At 71.7% G+C, this 13,125-nt stretch carries 12 protein-coding genes; 2 read left to right on the top strand and 10 right to left on the bottom strand.

What is annotated here, in order from left to right; genetic code table 11:
* The first annotated feature begins 32 nt into the window (after positions 1-32).
* Both ACIGW2_RS22170 and ACIGW2_RS22165 read left to right on the top strand, forming a co-directional pair.
* The gene (locus ACIGW2_RS22170; protein ID WP_392174227.1) at positions 33-821 is read left to right on the top strand and encodes a peptidylprolyl isomerase; all 789 of its coding nucleotides are present in this window, start codon (positions 33-35) and stop codon (positions 819-821) included.
* Between the two features lie 209 nt (positions 822-1,030).
* On the top strand, positions 1,031-2,260 hold the full coding sequence (locus ACIGW2_RS22165; protein ID WP_361579970.1) for a DUF349 domain-containing protein: 1,230 nt from the start codon (positions 1,031-1,033) through the stop codon (positions 2,258-2,260).
* A 70-nt stretch (positions 2,261-2,330) separates the two neighbouring features.
* On the opposite strand, the gene ACIGW2_RS22160 is transcribed toward ACIGW2_RS22165, so the two are convergent.
* The 10 genes from ACIGW2_RS22160 to pdxT all read right to left on the bottom strand — a co-directional run bounded on the left by ACIGW2_RS22160 (position 2,331) and on the right by pdxT (position 13,122).
* Positions 2,331-4,796, bottom strand: a complete 2,466-nt coding sequence (locus ACIGW2_RS22160) for a bifunctional (p)ppGpp synthetase/guanosine-3',5'-bis(diphosphate) 3'-pyrophosphohydrolase (RefSeq protein ID WP_361579972.1) — start codon at positions 4,794-4,796, stop codon at positions 2,331-2,333.
* 306 nt (positions 4,797-5,102) lie between these two features.
* A complete protein-coding gene (locus ACIGW2_RS22155) occupies positions 5,103-5,657 on the bottom strand; it encodes an adenine phosphoribosyltransferase (RefSeq protein ID WP_356069232.1) in 555 nt (184 codons plus the stop codon).
* Positions 5,654-6,733 carry a protein translocase subunit SecF gene (gene secF / locus ACIGW2_RS22150; protein WP_361579974.1) on the bottom strand — a complete coding sequence of 360 codons (1,080 nt, stop codon included), beginning with the start codon at positions 6,731-6,733 and terminating at the stop codon, positions 5,654-5,656. Before secF ends, ACIGW2_RS22155 begins: the two co-directional genes overlap by 4 nt.
* Position 6,734: 1 nt before the next feature.
* Positions 6,735-8,495 carry a protein translocase subunit SecD gene (gene secD, locus ACIGW2_RS22145; protein WP_399845248.1) on the bottom strand — a complete coding sequence of 587 codons (1,761 nt, stop codon included), beginning with the start codon at positions 8,493-8,495 and terminating at the stop codon, positions 6,735-6,737.
* A gap of 145 nt (positions 8,496-8,640) precedes the next feature.
* Positions 8,641-9,105, bottom strand: coding sequence for a preprotein translocase subunit YajC (yajC, locus tag ACIGW2_RS22140; protein WP_391653792.1), 465 nt, complete (start codon positions 9,103-9,105; stop codon positions 8,641-8,643).
* A 175-nt stretch (positions 9,106-9,280) separates the two neighbouring features.
* Positions 9,281-10,372 (bottom strand): Holliday junction branch migration DNA helicase RuvB, encoded by a 1,092-nt coding sequence (ruvB, locus tag ACIGW2_RS22135; protein ID WP_399845245.1) that lies wholly within the window; start codon positions 10,370-10,372, stop codon positions 9,281-9,283.
* Positions 10,373-10,416: 44 nt separating this feature from the next.
* Positions 10,417-11,049, bottom strand: coding sequence for a Holliday junction branch migration protein RuvA (gene ruvA / locus ACIGW2_RS22130; protein ID WP_361579980.1), 633 nt, complete (start codon positions 11,047-11,049; stop codon positions 10,417-10,419).
* Positions 11,046-11,576, bottom strand: coding sequence for a crossover junction endodeoxyribonuclease RuvC (ruvC, locus tag ACIGW2_RS22125; RefSeq protein WP_356069247.1), 531 nt, complete (start codon positions 11,574-11,576; stop codon positions 11,046-11,048). Before ruvC ends, ruvA begins: the two co-directional genes overlap by 4 nt.
* 140 nt (positions 11,577-11,716) lie before the next feature.
* A complete protein-coding gene (locus tag ACIGW2_RS22120) occupies positions 11,717-12,469 on the bottom strand; it encodes a YebC/PmpR family DNA-binding transcriptional regulator (RefSeq protein ID WP_356069249.1) in 753 nt (250 codons plus the stop codon).
* A 62-nt stretch (positions 12,470-12,531) separates the two neighbouring features.
* The gene (pdxT, locus tag ACIGW2_RS22115; RefSeq protein WP_361579982.1) at positions 12,532-13,122 is read right to left on the bottom strand and encodes a pyridoxal 5'-phosphate synthase glutaminase subunit PdxT; all 591 of its coding nucleotides are present in this window, start codon (positions 13,120-13,122) and stop codon (positions 12,532-12,534) included.
* Positions 13,123-13,125 lie beyond the last annotated feature (3 nt).

The raw sequence follows: 13,125 nt of genomic DNA, 5'->3' as shown, positions 1-13,125 counted from the left end.
CAGGAACGGCCGATCGAAAGGGAGCGGACCCGGTGGTCAGCAGCGATCAGCGGCGGCGGCAGCTCGCCAGGGAGAAGTACGCGCGGCAGCAGCAGCGGCGGGCCGACGCGCGGCGCAAGGCGCGCCGGAACACCGTCATCGCCTCGTCGCTCGCGGTGGTGCTCGCGGCCGGCCTCGCCGTCTGGGCCTCGGTGGCCCTGACCGGCGACAAGAGCGACACCAAGAACGACGCCGCGGCGAGCGCGAGCAACACGCCGAGCGCGGAGCCGACGCCCTCGGCGCAGCCCGAGCCGGCGATGTCGATCGACCGGAAGGCCACGTACACGATGGCCCTCGGGACGAACGTCGGCGACATCCGGATCACGATGGACGCGGCGAAGGCCCCGCACACCGTGAACTCCTTCAAGCACCTCGCCGACAAGAAGTACTTCGACGGGACCAAGTGCCACCGGCTGACCACCTCGGGCATCTTCGTGCTCCAGTGCGGCGACCCCAAGGGCGACGGCACCGGCGGCCCCGGCTACTCGATCCCGGACGAGAACCTGAACGGCCTCGGCAAGGCGGGCCAGGACGGCACGGTCACGTACCCGAAGGGCACCGTGGCCATGGCGAACGCCGGCCCGAACACCGGCGGCAGCCAGTTCTTCCTCGTCTACAAGGACACCAAGCTCCCGCCGAACTACACCCCCTTCGGCACCTTCGACGCGGACGGCCTGAAGGCCGTCGAGGACGTGGCGAAGGCGGGCGTCCAGGGTGGCGGCGGGGACGGCGCGCCGCAGAAGGCGGTCACGATCGAGAAGGCGACCGTCACCAAGAAGTGAGGGCGGGGGCGGCCCGGCGGGCACGACCGCGTACGAGCGTGGAATTTCGGTCGCGCTGAGTGCGGACAGCCGGGCCGCCGTTCGCCTAGATTGGCGTTGTGCAGCGCAGGCCGTCGGCCGTGCTGTGGAGGGCGGGCGAGGCCCGCCGGGAAACCGTGGACGATGCCAGGGGCGGGAACCCCGCGTCGGCATCATGTTGAGGAGGCGCTGTGAGCAGCGACCCGTGGGGCCGCGTCGACGAGACGGGCACCGTGTACGTGCGTACGGCCGAGGGCGAGAAGGTCGTCGGATCGTGGCAGGCCGGCAGCCCCGAGGAGGCGCTGGCCTACTTCGAGCGCAAGTACGAGGGCCTGGTGGTCGAGATCGGCCTCCTCGAGAAGCGGGTGCGGACCACCGACCTGTCGGCCAAGGACGCGACGGCGGCCATCGAGCACATCCGGCAGCAGGTCGAGGAGCACCACGCCGTGGGCGACCTCGCCGCGCTGAAGGTCCGGCTCGACAAGCTGGCCGAGACGGTGGAGTCGCGCCGCGAGGAGCGCAAGGTCCAGAAGGCGAAGCAGGCCGACGAGGCGCGCTCCGCCAAGGAGGCCCTGGTCAGCGAGGCCGAGGAGCTGGCGCAGAGCGAGCAGTGGCGCGCCGCGGGCGAGCGGCTGCGGGCCCTGGTGGACACCTGGAAGGGTCTGCCGCGGCTCGACCGGAAGTCCGACGACGAGCTGTGGCACCGCTTCTCGCACGCCCGCTCGGCGTTCTCCAAGCGCCGCAAGGCGCACTTCGCGGCGCTCGACGCGCAGCGCGAGGAGGCCCGCAAGACCAAGGAGCGTCTGGTCGCCGAGGCCGAGTCGCTGTCGAACTCCACCGACTGGGGTGCGACGGCGGCCCGCTACCGCGAGCTGATGGCGGACTGGAAGGCGGCGGGCCGGGCCCAGCGCGAGCACGAGGACGACCTGTGGAACCGCTTCCGCGGCGCCCAGGACGTGTTCTTCGCGGCCCGCAGCGAGGTCTTCGCCGAGCGCGACGCCGAGCAGGTCGAGAACCTCAAGCTGAAGGAGGAGCTCGCGGGCGAGGCGGAGAAGCTGGTCCCGGTCACCGACCTCAAGGCCGCCCGGGCCGCCTTCCGTGCGATCAACGAGCGCTGGGAAGCCATCGGCCACGTGCCGCGGGACGCCCGCCCGAAGGTCGAGGGCCGGATGCACGCGGTGGAGCGCGCCATCCAGGACGCCGAGGAAGCCGAGTGGCGCCGCACCAACCCGGAGGCCCGGGCCCGTGCCGCCGGCCTCACCGGTCAGCTCCAGGACGCCGTCGACAAGCTGCAGAAGCAGATCGACGCGGCCCGCGCCGCCGGCAACGACGCCAAGGCCGACAAGCTCGCCAAGGAGCTGGAGGGCCGCCAGGCCCTGCTGGACCAGGCCCTGAAGGGCCTCCAGGAGTTCGGCGGCTGACGCCCGGCACCGCAGCGGTACGAGGAGGGCCCCCGGCACACATGGTGCCGGGGGCCCTCCTCGTACGCGGTCACGGCCTGCGGGCGCTGGTGACGCGGTACACGTCGTAGACGCCCTCCACGCCCCGGACCGCCTTCAGGACGTGGCCCAGGTGCTTGGGGTCGCCCATCTCGAAGGTGAAGCGGGAGGTGGCCACGCGGTCCCGGGAGGTCTGGACGGCGGCGGACAGGATGTTGACGTGCTGGTCGGAGAGGACCCGGGTGACGTCCGAGAGGAGGCGCGAGCGGTCCAGCGCCTCGACCTGGATGGCGACCAGGAAGACCGAGGACTGGGTCGGGGCCCACTCGACGTCGAGGATGCGCTCGGGCTCCCGGGACAGCGACTCGACGTTGACGCAGTCGCTGCGGTGCACCGAGACGCCGCTGCCGCGGGTGACGAAGCCGATGATGGGGTCGCCGGGCACCGGGGTGCAGCAGCGGGCCAGCTTGACCCAGACGTCCTCGACGCCCTTGACGACCACGCCGGGGTCGGCGCTGGAGCGGCGCTTGGCGCGGCCGCGGGTCGGCGGGGCGGTCTCGGCGATGTCCTCGGTCGCGGCCTCCTCGCCGCCGAGGGCCTGGACCAGCTTCTGGACGATGGACTGGGCGGTGACGTGGCCCTCGCCGATCGCCGCGTACAGCGAGGAGATGTCGCTGTAGCGCAGCTCGTGGGCGAGGGTGACCAGCGAGTCGCCGGTGAGGATGCGCTGGATCGGCAGGTTCTGCTTGCGCATGGCCCGCGCGATGGCGTCCTTGCCCTGCTCGATGGCCTCGTCGCGGCGCTCCTTGGAGAACCAGGCGCGGATCTTGTTGCGGGCGCGCGGTGACTTGACGAAGCCCAGCCAGTCCCGGGACGGTCCGGCGCCGGCGGCCTTGGAGGTGAAGACCTCGACCAGGTCGCCGTTGTCCAGGGTGGACTCCAGCGGGACCAGCCGGCCGTTGACCCGGGCTCCTATGGTGCGGTGGCCGACCTCGGTGTGGACGGCGTAGGCGAAGTCGACCGGGGTGGCGCCGGCGGGCAGCGCTATGACGTCGCCCTTGGGCGTGAAGACGAAGACCTCGTTGCGGGAGAGGTCGAAGCGCAGCGACTCCAGGAACTCGCTGGGGTCCTCGGTCTCCTTCTGCCAGTCGAGCAGCTGCCGCAGCCACGCCATGTCGTTGACGTGGTCGTCCTTGCCGGCCTTCCGCGGCACGTCGGTGCGCACCTTGGAGGCGCCGGCGACGGCCTCCTGCTTGTACTTCCAGTGCGCGGCGATGCCGTACTCGGCGCGGCGGTGCATGTCGAAGGTGCGGATCTGCAGCTCGACGGGCTTGCCGTTGGGGCCGATGACCGTCGTGTGCAGCGACTGGTACATGTTGAACTTCGGCATCGCGATGTAGTCCTTGAACCGGCCGGGGACCGGGTTCCATCGCGCGTGGACGGTGCCGAGGGCCGCGTAGCAGTCGCGGACGGTGTCCACGAGGACGCGGATGCCGACCAGGTCGTAGATCTCCGCGAAGTCACGGCCGCGGACGATCATCTTCTGGTAGACGCTGTAGTAGTGCTTCGGCCGGCCGGTGACGGTGGCCTTGATGCGGGCGGCCCGCAGGTCGGCCTGGACCTCGTCGGTCACTATCGCCAGGTACTCGTCGCGCTTGGGCGCGCGCTCGGCGACCAGCCGGACGATCTCGTCGTACATCTTGGGGTAGAGGATCGCGAAGGCGAGGTCCTCCAGCTCCCACTTGATGGTGTTCATGCCCAGCCGGTGCGCCAGCGGGGCGTAGATCTCCAGGGTCTCGCGGGCCTTCTTCTCCTGCTTCTCCCGCTTGAGGTAGCGCATGGTGCGCATGTTGTGCAGGCGGTCGGCGAGCTTGATGACCAGGACCCGGGGGTCCTTGGCCATGGCGACGACCATCTTGCGGACGGTCTCGGCCTGGGCGGCCTCGCCGAACTTGACCTTGTCGAGCTTGGTGACGCCGTCGACGAGCAGGGCGACCTGGTCGCCGAAGTCGCGGCGCAGGTCCTCCAGGCCGTACTCGGTGTCCTCGACGGTGTCGTGGAGCAGCCCGGCCATCAGCGTCGCCGGGTCCATGCCGAGCTCGGCGAGGATCGTGGTGACGGCCAGCGGGTGGGTGATGTACGGGTCGCCGCTCTTGCGCTTCTGGCCGCGGTGCCAGCGCTCGGCGACCTGGTAGGCGCGCTCGATCTGGCGCAGGGTCGCCGTCTCGATCTTCGGGTCGTTGGAGCGGACGATCCGCAGCAGCGGTTCGAGGACCGGGTTGTACGGGGAGGAACGCTGGACGCCGAGCCGGGCGAGGCGAGCGCGGACGCGGCTGGAGGAGCCGCCGCCGCGCGCGGGCGGGGCCGGCGCGGGCCGGGCGGGCGGGGCAGGCGTGGGCGCTGCGGGCCGGGGCCTGTTCTCCGCGGGCGGGTTCTGGGGCGCGGCGGCGTTCGGCGCGGCCTGGTCGGCCCGCTGGTCGGGCTGCGCGGCGGAGAGTGGCTGGGCCTCGTCTGGCAAGAGCGCTCCTCTGGCGGTACCCCCGGACACGGTCGGGGGGTTTCCGGGTCCCCCGGTCAGGCCCGGAAAGGCCATCGTATCGAGCTGACGGCGCCTGTGCTCACGTGCCTGGGAGCTGAGACGGCGCCGGGGACCCGATCCGGTCCCTGTCCGAAAAACGACGGGGGCGCCCGGGGGATTCCCCGGACGTCCCGCGGACGCGTGCGGCCCGCCGCCGGGGCCCGGGCCGGGAACGCGGAAACCGCCCCGGCCGGAGGCGGTGGGCCTCGGCCGGGGCGGTCCCGGTACCGGTCGGGCGGTGGGCCGTCAGACCGTGATGAGCGCGGTGAGCGGTGCGCCGCCGAGGGCGGGCTCCAGCCGTGCGCGGCCCGGCAGGAAGCCCAGCTCCATCAGGACGGCGACGCCGGCGACCTCGGCCCCGGCGCGCCGGATGAGCTCGATGGAGGCCTCGGCGGTGCCGCCGGTGGCGAGGACGTCGTCGATGACCATGACGCGGTCGCCCGCGGCCAGGTCCTCGGCGTGCACCTCGATCTCGGCGGTGCCGTACTCCAGCTCGTAGGCCTGCCGCAGGGTGGCTCCGGGCAGCTTGCCGGCCTTGCGGACCGGGATGAAGCCCAGGCCCGCGCGGACGGCGACGGGCGCGGCCAGGATGAAGCCGCGGGCCTCCAGGCCCACGATCTTCGTGGCGCCCTGCGCGGCGCACAGCCCGGCCAGCTCGTCGGTGAGCGCCGTGAAGGCCTCCGGGTCCGCGAGCAGCGGGGTGATGTCCTTGAACAGCACCCCGGGCTTCGGGTAGTCGGGGACGTCCCGGATCCGGCTGAGCAGCAGCTCGGTGGTGGTGCGCTGGGCCTCGGCGGTCATCCGCGCCGCCCGGAGGGGCGGCCGCGGCGGCCGCGCTGGCCGACGACGGCCGGCTCGGCGTCCGTCTCGTCCGCGAAGTCGGCGCCGTCGAGCTCCTCGCCCTTGGCGGACGCGGCGGCCCGCTTGGCGAGGACGCGCTTCCTCAGGGCCTTCATCGCCGGCTCGCGCTCCTTGAGGTCGGCGACGAGCGGGGTGGCGATGAAGATCGAGGAGTACGCACCGGCGGCGAGACCCACGAACAGCGACAGGGAGATGTCGTTCAGCATGCCGGCGCCGAGGACGCCGCCGCCGATGAACAGCAGGCCGGCGACCGGGAGCAGCGCCACGACCGTGGTGTTGATCGAGCGGACCAGGGTGCCGTTGATCGAGCGGTTGGCGACGTCGCTGTAGGTCCAGCGGGTCTGCTTGGTGATGTCCTTCGTCTGCTCCTTGAGCGAGTCGAAGACGACGACCGTGTCGTAGAGCGAGTAGCCGAGGATGGTGAGCAGACCGATGACCGTGCCGACCGTGACCTCGAAGCCGACCAGTGAGTAGATGCCGACGGTGATGGTGAGGTCGTGGATCAGCGCGATGAGCGCGGCGACGGCCATCCGCCACTCGAAGGCGATCGCCAGGTAGAGCACCACGAGGATCATGAAGATCCCGAGGCCGGTCCAGGCCTTGGTGGCGATCTGCTCGCCCCAGCTGGGTCCGACCAGCTCGGCGGCGATCTTCGGCTCGGGGACGTTCAGGTCCTTGGCGAGCTGGGAGCGCACCTGGTCGGACTTGGCGGTGTCGAGGCCGCCGACCTGGATGCGCAGGGTGCCGTTGCCGAGCTGCTGGACGATCGCGTCGTGGCCGGAGGCCTCTTCCGCGTACTCGGTGGCCTGGGTGACGGAGACGTTCGTCTTCGGGGTGGTGAAGACGGCGCCGCCCTGGAACTCGATGCCCATGTTCAGGCCGCGCACCGCGAGGGCGACGATGGCCGTGATGGTGATGAGGATCGACAGGCCGTACCAGATGCGGCGGTTGCCGATGAAGTCGTAGCCGACCTCACCGCGGTGCAGTCGGGCGCCGAGATCGCCGAGCTTCGACATCTCACGCCTCCTTCGGGTCGACGGGGGCGGTGGTGCGGCGCGTGCGGCGCAGCGGCGGCTTGGCACCGAGGCTCTTCGGGTCGAGGCCGGACATCTTGTGGCCGCCTGCGAAGAACTTGGTGCGGGCCAGCAGCGTCATCACCGGCTTGGTGAAGAGGAAGACCACCACGATGTCGAGCAGCGTGGTGAGGCCGAGGGTGAACGCGAAGCCCTGGACCTTGCCGACGGTGACGATGAAGAGCACCGCGGCGGCGAGGAACGACACGAAGTCGGAGACCAGGATGGTGCGGCGGGCCCGCGGCCAGGCGCGCTCGACGGCCGGGCGCAGGGTGCGGCCCTCGCGGATCTCGTCGCGGATGCGCTCGAAGTACACGATGAACGAGTCGGCCGTGATGCCGATGGCGACGATGGCGCCGCAGACGGCCGGCAGGTTCAGCGCGAAGCCGATGGCCGGGCCGAGCAGGGCCATGATCACGTAGGTGAGCAGGGCCGAGACGCCGAGGCTGGCGATGGCGATGAGCGACAGGCCGCGGTAGTAGACGACCAGGTAGAGGACGACCAGGCCGAGGCCGATGGCGCCGGCGATCAGACCGGCCTCCAGCTGCTCGCCGCCGAGGGCGGCGGTGACGGTGTCGACGCTCTGCGTCTCGAAGGTCAGCGGCAGGGCGCCGTAGGACAGGATGTTGCCGAGGTCCTGGGCGGACTGCTGGTTGAAGCTGCCGGAGATCTCGGCGCTGGCGCTCAGCGTCTGGCGCACGGACGGGGCCGAGACGACCTCGCCGTCGAGGACGATGGCGAACTGGTTCAGCGGCTCGGTCTGCTGGGACAGCTTGCTGGTGATCTTCTGGAACTTCTTCGAGCCCTCGCCCGTGAAGTCCATGGTCACGATCCACATGCCGCGCTGCTGGTCGAAGACGCCCTGGGCGTCGTCGACGTCCTTGCCGTCGACCTCGGCCGGGCCGAGGATGTACTTCTCCCACTGGCCGATCGAGTTCTTGCCGCAGGCCACGGTGGGCTCGGTGGGCTTGACGCCGTCACCGGCGGCGCTGCGCTGCTTGGGGTCGAGGCAGTTGAGCGCCGCGAACTTCTGCTGCAGGGCGGCGGTGGCCGCGTCCGCGGTGGGGGTGGGAGCCGGCGGCGTGCTGGCCTTCGGCGAGGCGGAGGAGCTCGCGGTGGGCGTGGGGCTCGGGGCCTTCAGGGCCTCGGAGACCGCGCGGCCCTGGGTGGAGGCGCTCGCCGACGGGGTGGCGGACTTCTTGTCCTTGCCCTGGTCCGCGGTGGCGCCCGAGGGCTTCGCGGACGGGGTGGCGGAGCCGCTGGGCGTGGCGCTCGGCTTCGGCGCGGGCTGCTCGGCGGCGGCGACGGCCAGGACCTGCCGGAAGTACAGCTGGGCGGTGGTGCCGACCTGCTCGCGGGCCTGCTTCTCGTTCGTCCCCTTGGGGATGTTCACGATGATGTTCTCGCGGCCCTGCGTCTGGACCTCGGCCTCGGAGACACCCAGACCGTTGACACGGCGCTCGATGATGCCGACCGCCGTGTTCATGTTGGTCTCGTTGACGGCGGACTCCTGTCCGGGCTCCGCCTTCGCCTTGAGCGTGATCGACGTGCCGCCGGCGAGGTCGATGCCCAGGCGCGGGGTGGTGTGCCCCGACCAGAACATGCCGCCGGTGAGCGCGACCATGGCGATCAGAATGAGTGCCAGGGCGCGGCCCGGCCGGCTCTGGCCCCCCGCCGGCCTTCGGCCCTTCTTCGGTGCTGCCACCTGTCGTTTCTCCCTGTCCAAACCGTCCCGCGCCGGGTGGGCGCGAGACGGCCACGAAGTGTGTGTGGGGACCTGCCCCCGCAAGACGTGGAACCGTTCCGGGGCGGCGGACGCCGGTGGGCGTCGGCCGCCACCCCGGAGGCGATTACTTCGCCTCGGTCTCCCCGTCGGCCTTGCCGTCCTTCTCGACCTCGGAGTCCGCCGCCGGGGCGGTGTCCTTCTTGGTCAGGTCGGTCTTGGCCGCCCCCTCCTGGTCCGCGGCGGCGTCGGCGTCCCCGGTGAGCGAGGAGGCGTCGTCCGGAACGACGGTGTCGGTGTCGGTGTCGTCGTCGCCGTGGACGATCCGGTTGTACTCGGAGTCTTCGAGCACCGCGCCGATCGCGTTCTTGGCGTAGACGGCGTGCACGCCGGGCGCGACCTCGAGGAGGACGGTCTCGTCGCCGATCTCCTTGACGGTGGCGTACATCCCCCCGATGGTGCGTACGCCGGTGCCGGGCTGCATCTGGTTGCGCATCTCCACCGCCTGCTGCTGCTTCTTCTTGGCAGAGCGGGTCATCAGGAACATGGCCCCGATGAGGACGATGAAGGGGAGGAGGGTCACGAGGTTCACGGGACGGGATTCCTTCGCACGGTCGCGGTGAATCCGCGGCCTGATCTTCGGGGGTGGGCTGCCGACCGGAAAGGGCGGCATCGGCGGAGTCTAGGCGAGTCCGCATCGATGGAACAACGCCCAGCATGGCACCGTGGTTCCTGACCGGGCGACTATCCGCGCCGTCACCCCGCCGTCACATCCCGAACAGCCCCGCTTGTCCCTTTCCCCCGCCGCTCCCGGCCCCGCCGGGGCCCGCGGCCTGCGGCGGAACGAGTCCGAGGTGGCTCCAGGCCGCCGGTGTGGCGACCCGGCCGCGGGGGGTGCGGGCGAGCAGTCCCTCCCGTACGAGGAAGGGCTCGGCCACCTCCTCGACGGTCTCGCGCTCCTCGCCGACCGCGACCGCGAGGGTGGACAGGCCGACCGGGCCGCCGCCGAAGAGCTTGAGCAGGGCCTCCAGGACCGCGCGGTCGAGGCGGTCGAGGCCGCGGCTGTCCACCTCGTACACGCCGAGGGCGGCGGCGGCCACCTCACGGGTGATGGTGCCGTCGGCCTTGACCTGGGCGTAGTCGCGGACGCGGCGGAGCAGCCGGTTGGCGATGCGCGGGGTGCCTCGGGAGCGGCCGGCGATCTCGGCGGCGCCGGCCGGGTCGATCGCGACGTTGAGGAGTCCGGCGGAGCGGGTGACGACCCGCTCCAGCTCGTGCGGCTCGTAGAACTCCATGTGGGCGGTGAAGCCGAAGCGGTCGCGCAGCGGCGGCGGCAGCAGGCCGGCCCGGGTGGTGGCGCCGACCAGGGTGAAGGGCGGCAGGTCGAGCGGGATGGCGGTGGCGCCGGGGCCCTTGCCGACGATGACGTCGACGCGGAAGTCCTCCATCGCCATGTAGAGCATCTCCTCGGCGGGCCGGGACATCCGGTGGATCTCGTCGAGGAAGAGGATCTCGCCCTCCTGGAGGGAGGAGAGGATCGCGGCGAGGTCGCCGGCGTGCTGGATGGCGGGGCCGGAGGTGATGCGGATCGGCGCGTTCATCTCCGCGGCGATGATCATCGACAGGGTGGTCTTGCCGAGGCCGGGGGCGCCGGAGAGCAGCACGTGGTCGGCGGTGGCGCCGCGCTGGCGGGCGGCTTTGAGGACCAGGTCGAGCTGCTGGCGCACCTTCTCCTGGCCGATGAACTCGCCCAGGTCCTTGGGGCGCAGCGCGGCCTCGACGGCCTGGTCGTCGCCCTCGGCGGCGGCGCCGACGATCCGCTCCTCGGCGGCTTCGGCCGACTCGTCGTCCCAGTTCACGGTGGTGGTTGCCTTTTCGCTCGTACGGGGAGGGGGCGGCCGGGTCAGCGGGCGCGGTTGAGGGTCTGGAGGGCGGCGCGCAGCAGCTGCGGCACGGGCGCGGAGCCGGTCTCGGCGAGGGCGGCCTCGGCCTGCGGGGTGACGGCGGCGACGGCCTCCTCGGCCTCGCGGCTCGCGTAGCCGAGGCCGACGAGGGCGGCGGCGAGCTGCTCGGTCCAGGGGGCGGGGCCGGTGGCGACGGCGCGCTGCTGGCCGACCAGGCCGCTGCTGCCGAGCGGGGCGCCGAGCTTGTCCTTCAGTTCGAGGAGGAGTTTCTGCGCGCCCTTCTTGCCGATGCCGGGGACGGCGGTGAGCGCCTTCTCGTCGCCGGTGGAGACGGCGAGGCGCAGCGCGTCGGGGCTGTGCACGCCGAGCATGGCCTGGGCGAGGCGGGGGCCGACGCCGCTGGCGGTCTGGAGCAGCTCGAAGACCTGCCGCTCGTCGTCGTCGGCGAAGCCGTAGAGGGTGAGGGAGTCCTCGCGGACGACCAGGGAGGTGGCCAGGCGCGCGTGCTCGCCGACGCGGAGGCCCGCGATGGTGTTCGGGGTGCACTGGACGGCCATGCCGACGCCGCCGACCTCGACGACGGCGGTCGTGGGGGCGAGGGCGGCCACGGGGCCGCTGACGAAGGCGATCATGACGTGCGGCCTTTCGAGGCGTGCAGGGCGACGGCCTGCTGGAGGCGGTTCTGGGCGGGGGCGCGCCAGATGTGGCAGATGGCGAGGGCGAGGGCGTCGGCGGCGTCGGCCGGCTTCGGCGGCGCGGAGAGCCGGAGCAGCCGGGTGACCATGGCGCCGACCTGGGCCTTGTCGGCGCGGCCGCTGCCGGTGACGGCGGCCTTGACCTCGCTGGGGGTGTGCAGGGCGACGGGCAGTCCGCGGCGGGCGGCGCACAGCATGGCGACGGCGCTGGCCTGGGCGGTGCCCATCACCGTGCGCACGTTGTGCTGGCTGAACACCCGCTCCACGGCGACGAGTTCGGGCTGGAAGCGGTCGATCCACTCCTCGATGCCGCGCTCGATGCCGACCAGCCGGAGGCCGATGTCGGCGTCGGCGGGGGTGCGGACGACGCCGACGCCGAGCATGGTGAGGGGCCGTCCGGCGACGCCCTCGACCACCCCGACACCGCACCGGGTGAGTCCGGGGTCCACCCCGAGTACGCGCACGCCGCCCCTCCCTGGTCGCTGCGGATCTCCCTGATCGCAAGTCTGTTTGTGCAGGCTATCCGCTGCCACTGACAACGCGGCACAAAGCAGCGGGCCGACGGGGTGTGTCCCGTCGGCCCGCTGCTGCGAGGGTCCGCGAATCAGGCGTCGACCTTCGCCATGACCTCGTCGCTGACGTCGAAGTTGGCGTAGACGTTCTGCACGTCGTCGCTGTCCTCGAGGGCGTCGATCAGCTTGAACATCTTGCGCGCGCCCTCCTCGTCCAGGTCGACCTGGAGGGTCGGGACGAAGCTGGACTCGGCCGAGTCGTAGTCGATGCCGGCCTCCTGGAGGGCGGTGCGGACCGCGACCAGGTCGGTCGCCTCGCTGATGACCTCGAAGTTCTCGCCGAGGTCGTTGACCTCCTCGGCGCCCGCGTCGAGCACGACCTCCAGGACGTCGTCCTCGGAGCGGTCGCCCTTGGGGAGCACGACGACGCCCTTGCGGTTGAACAGGTACGACACCGAGCCCGGGTCGGCCATCGAGCCGCCGTTGCGGGTCATGGCGACGCGCACGTCGGAGGCGGCGCGGTTGCGGTTGTCGGTGAGGCACTCGATGAGCACCGCGACGCCGTTCGGACCGTAGCCCTCGTACATGATCGTCTGGTAGTCGACGCCGCCGGCCTCCAGGCCGCCGCCGCGCTTGACCGCCGAGTCGATGTTCTTGTTGGGCACCGACTGCTTCTTGGCCTTCTGGATGGCGTCGAAGAGGGTCGGGTTGCCGTCCGGGTCGGCGCCGCCGGTGCGGGCCGCGACCTCGATGTTCTTGATCAGCTTCGCGAAGAGCTTGCCGCGCTTGGCGTCGATCACGGCCTTCTTGTGCTTCGTCGTAGCCCATTTAGAGTGGCCGGACATCTGCCTGTCTCCTTCGCGTAACCCATTTCTGAACGAACCCCAGAGATCCTACAAGGATCGGGTCACCGCTCGGCGCGCACCATGTCCACGAACAGCTCGTGGATGCGGTGGTCACCGGTCAGCTCGGGGTGGAACGAGGTCGCCATGGCCCTGCCCTGCCGCACGGCCACGATGTGGCCGTCGTGCTCGGCGAGCACCTCGACCTCGGCGCCGACGGACTCCACCCACGGGGCGCGGATGAAGACGCCCTCCACCGGGCTGTCGATCCCGGCCACGGTGACGCCGGCCTCGAAGGACTCGTTCTGCCGCCCGAAGGCGTTGCGGCGCACGATCATGTCGATGCCGCCGAAGGTCTCCTGGCCCGAGCGCGGGTCGAGGATCTTGTCGGCGAGCATGATCAGGCCGGCGCAGGTGCCGTAGACGGGCATGCCGGCGGCGATCCGCTCGCGCAGCGGCTCCATCAGGCCGAAGAGCACGGCCAGCTTGGAGATGGTGGTGGACTCGCCGCCGGGGACGACCAGGCCGTCGACCTCGGCGAGCTCCTCGGGGCGCCGGACCGGCCTGGCCACGGCGTCCGCCGCGGCCAGGGCGATCAGGTGCTCCCGTACGTCACCCTGGAGGGCCAGGACACCGATCACGGGGGTGCTGCTCATCGG

Origin of the sequence: Streptomyces sp. NPDC053541, assembly GCF_044544705.1 — a bacterium.
Lineage (GTDB): Bacteria > Actinomycetota > Actinomycetes > Streptomycetales > Streptomycetaceae > Streptomyces.
Note: the sequence above shows the minus strand (reverse complement) of the source record. Positions and strands in the feature narration are given on the sequence as shown.

Bases quoted from the DNA above. Each gene is read 5' to 3' on its own strand.
- ACIGW2_RS22155 (WP_356069232.1), bottom strand. From the start codon at position 5,657: ATGACCGCCGAGGCCCAGCGCACCACCACCGAGCTGCTGCTCAGCCGG.
- secF (WP_361579974.1), bottom strand. From the start codon at position 6,733: ATGTCGAAGCTCGGCGATCTCGGCGCCCGACTGCACCGCGGTGAGGTC.
- ruvA (WP_361579980.1), bottom strand. From the start codon at position 11,049: ATGATCGCCTTCGTCAGCGGCCCCGTGGCCGCCCTCGCCCCCACGACC.
- ACIGW2_RS22120 (WP_356069249.1), bottom strand. From the start codon at position 12,469: ATGTCCGGCCACTCTAAATGGGCTACGACGAAGCACAAGAAGGCCGTG.
- pdxT (WP_361579982.1), bottom strand. From the start codon at position 13,122: ATGAGCAGCACCCCCGTGATCGGTGTCCTGGCCCTCCAGGGTGACGTA.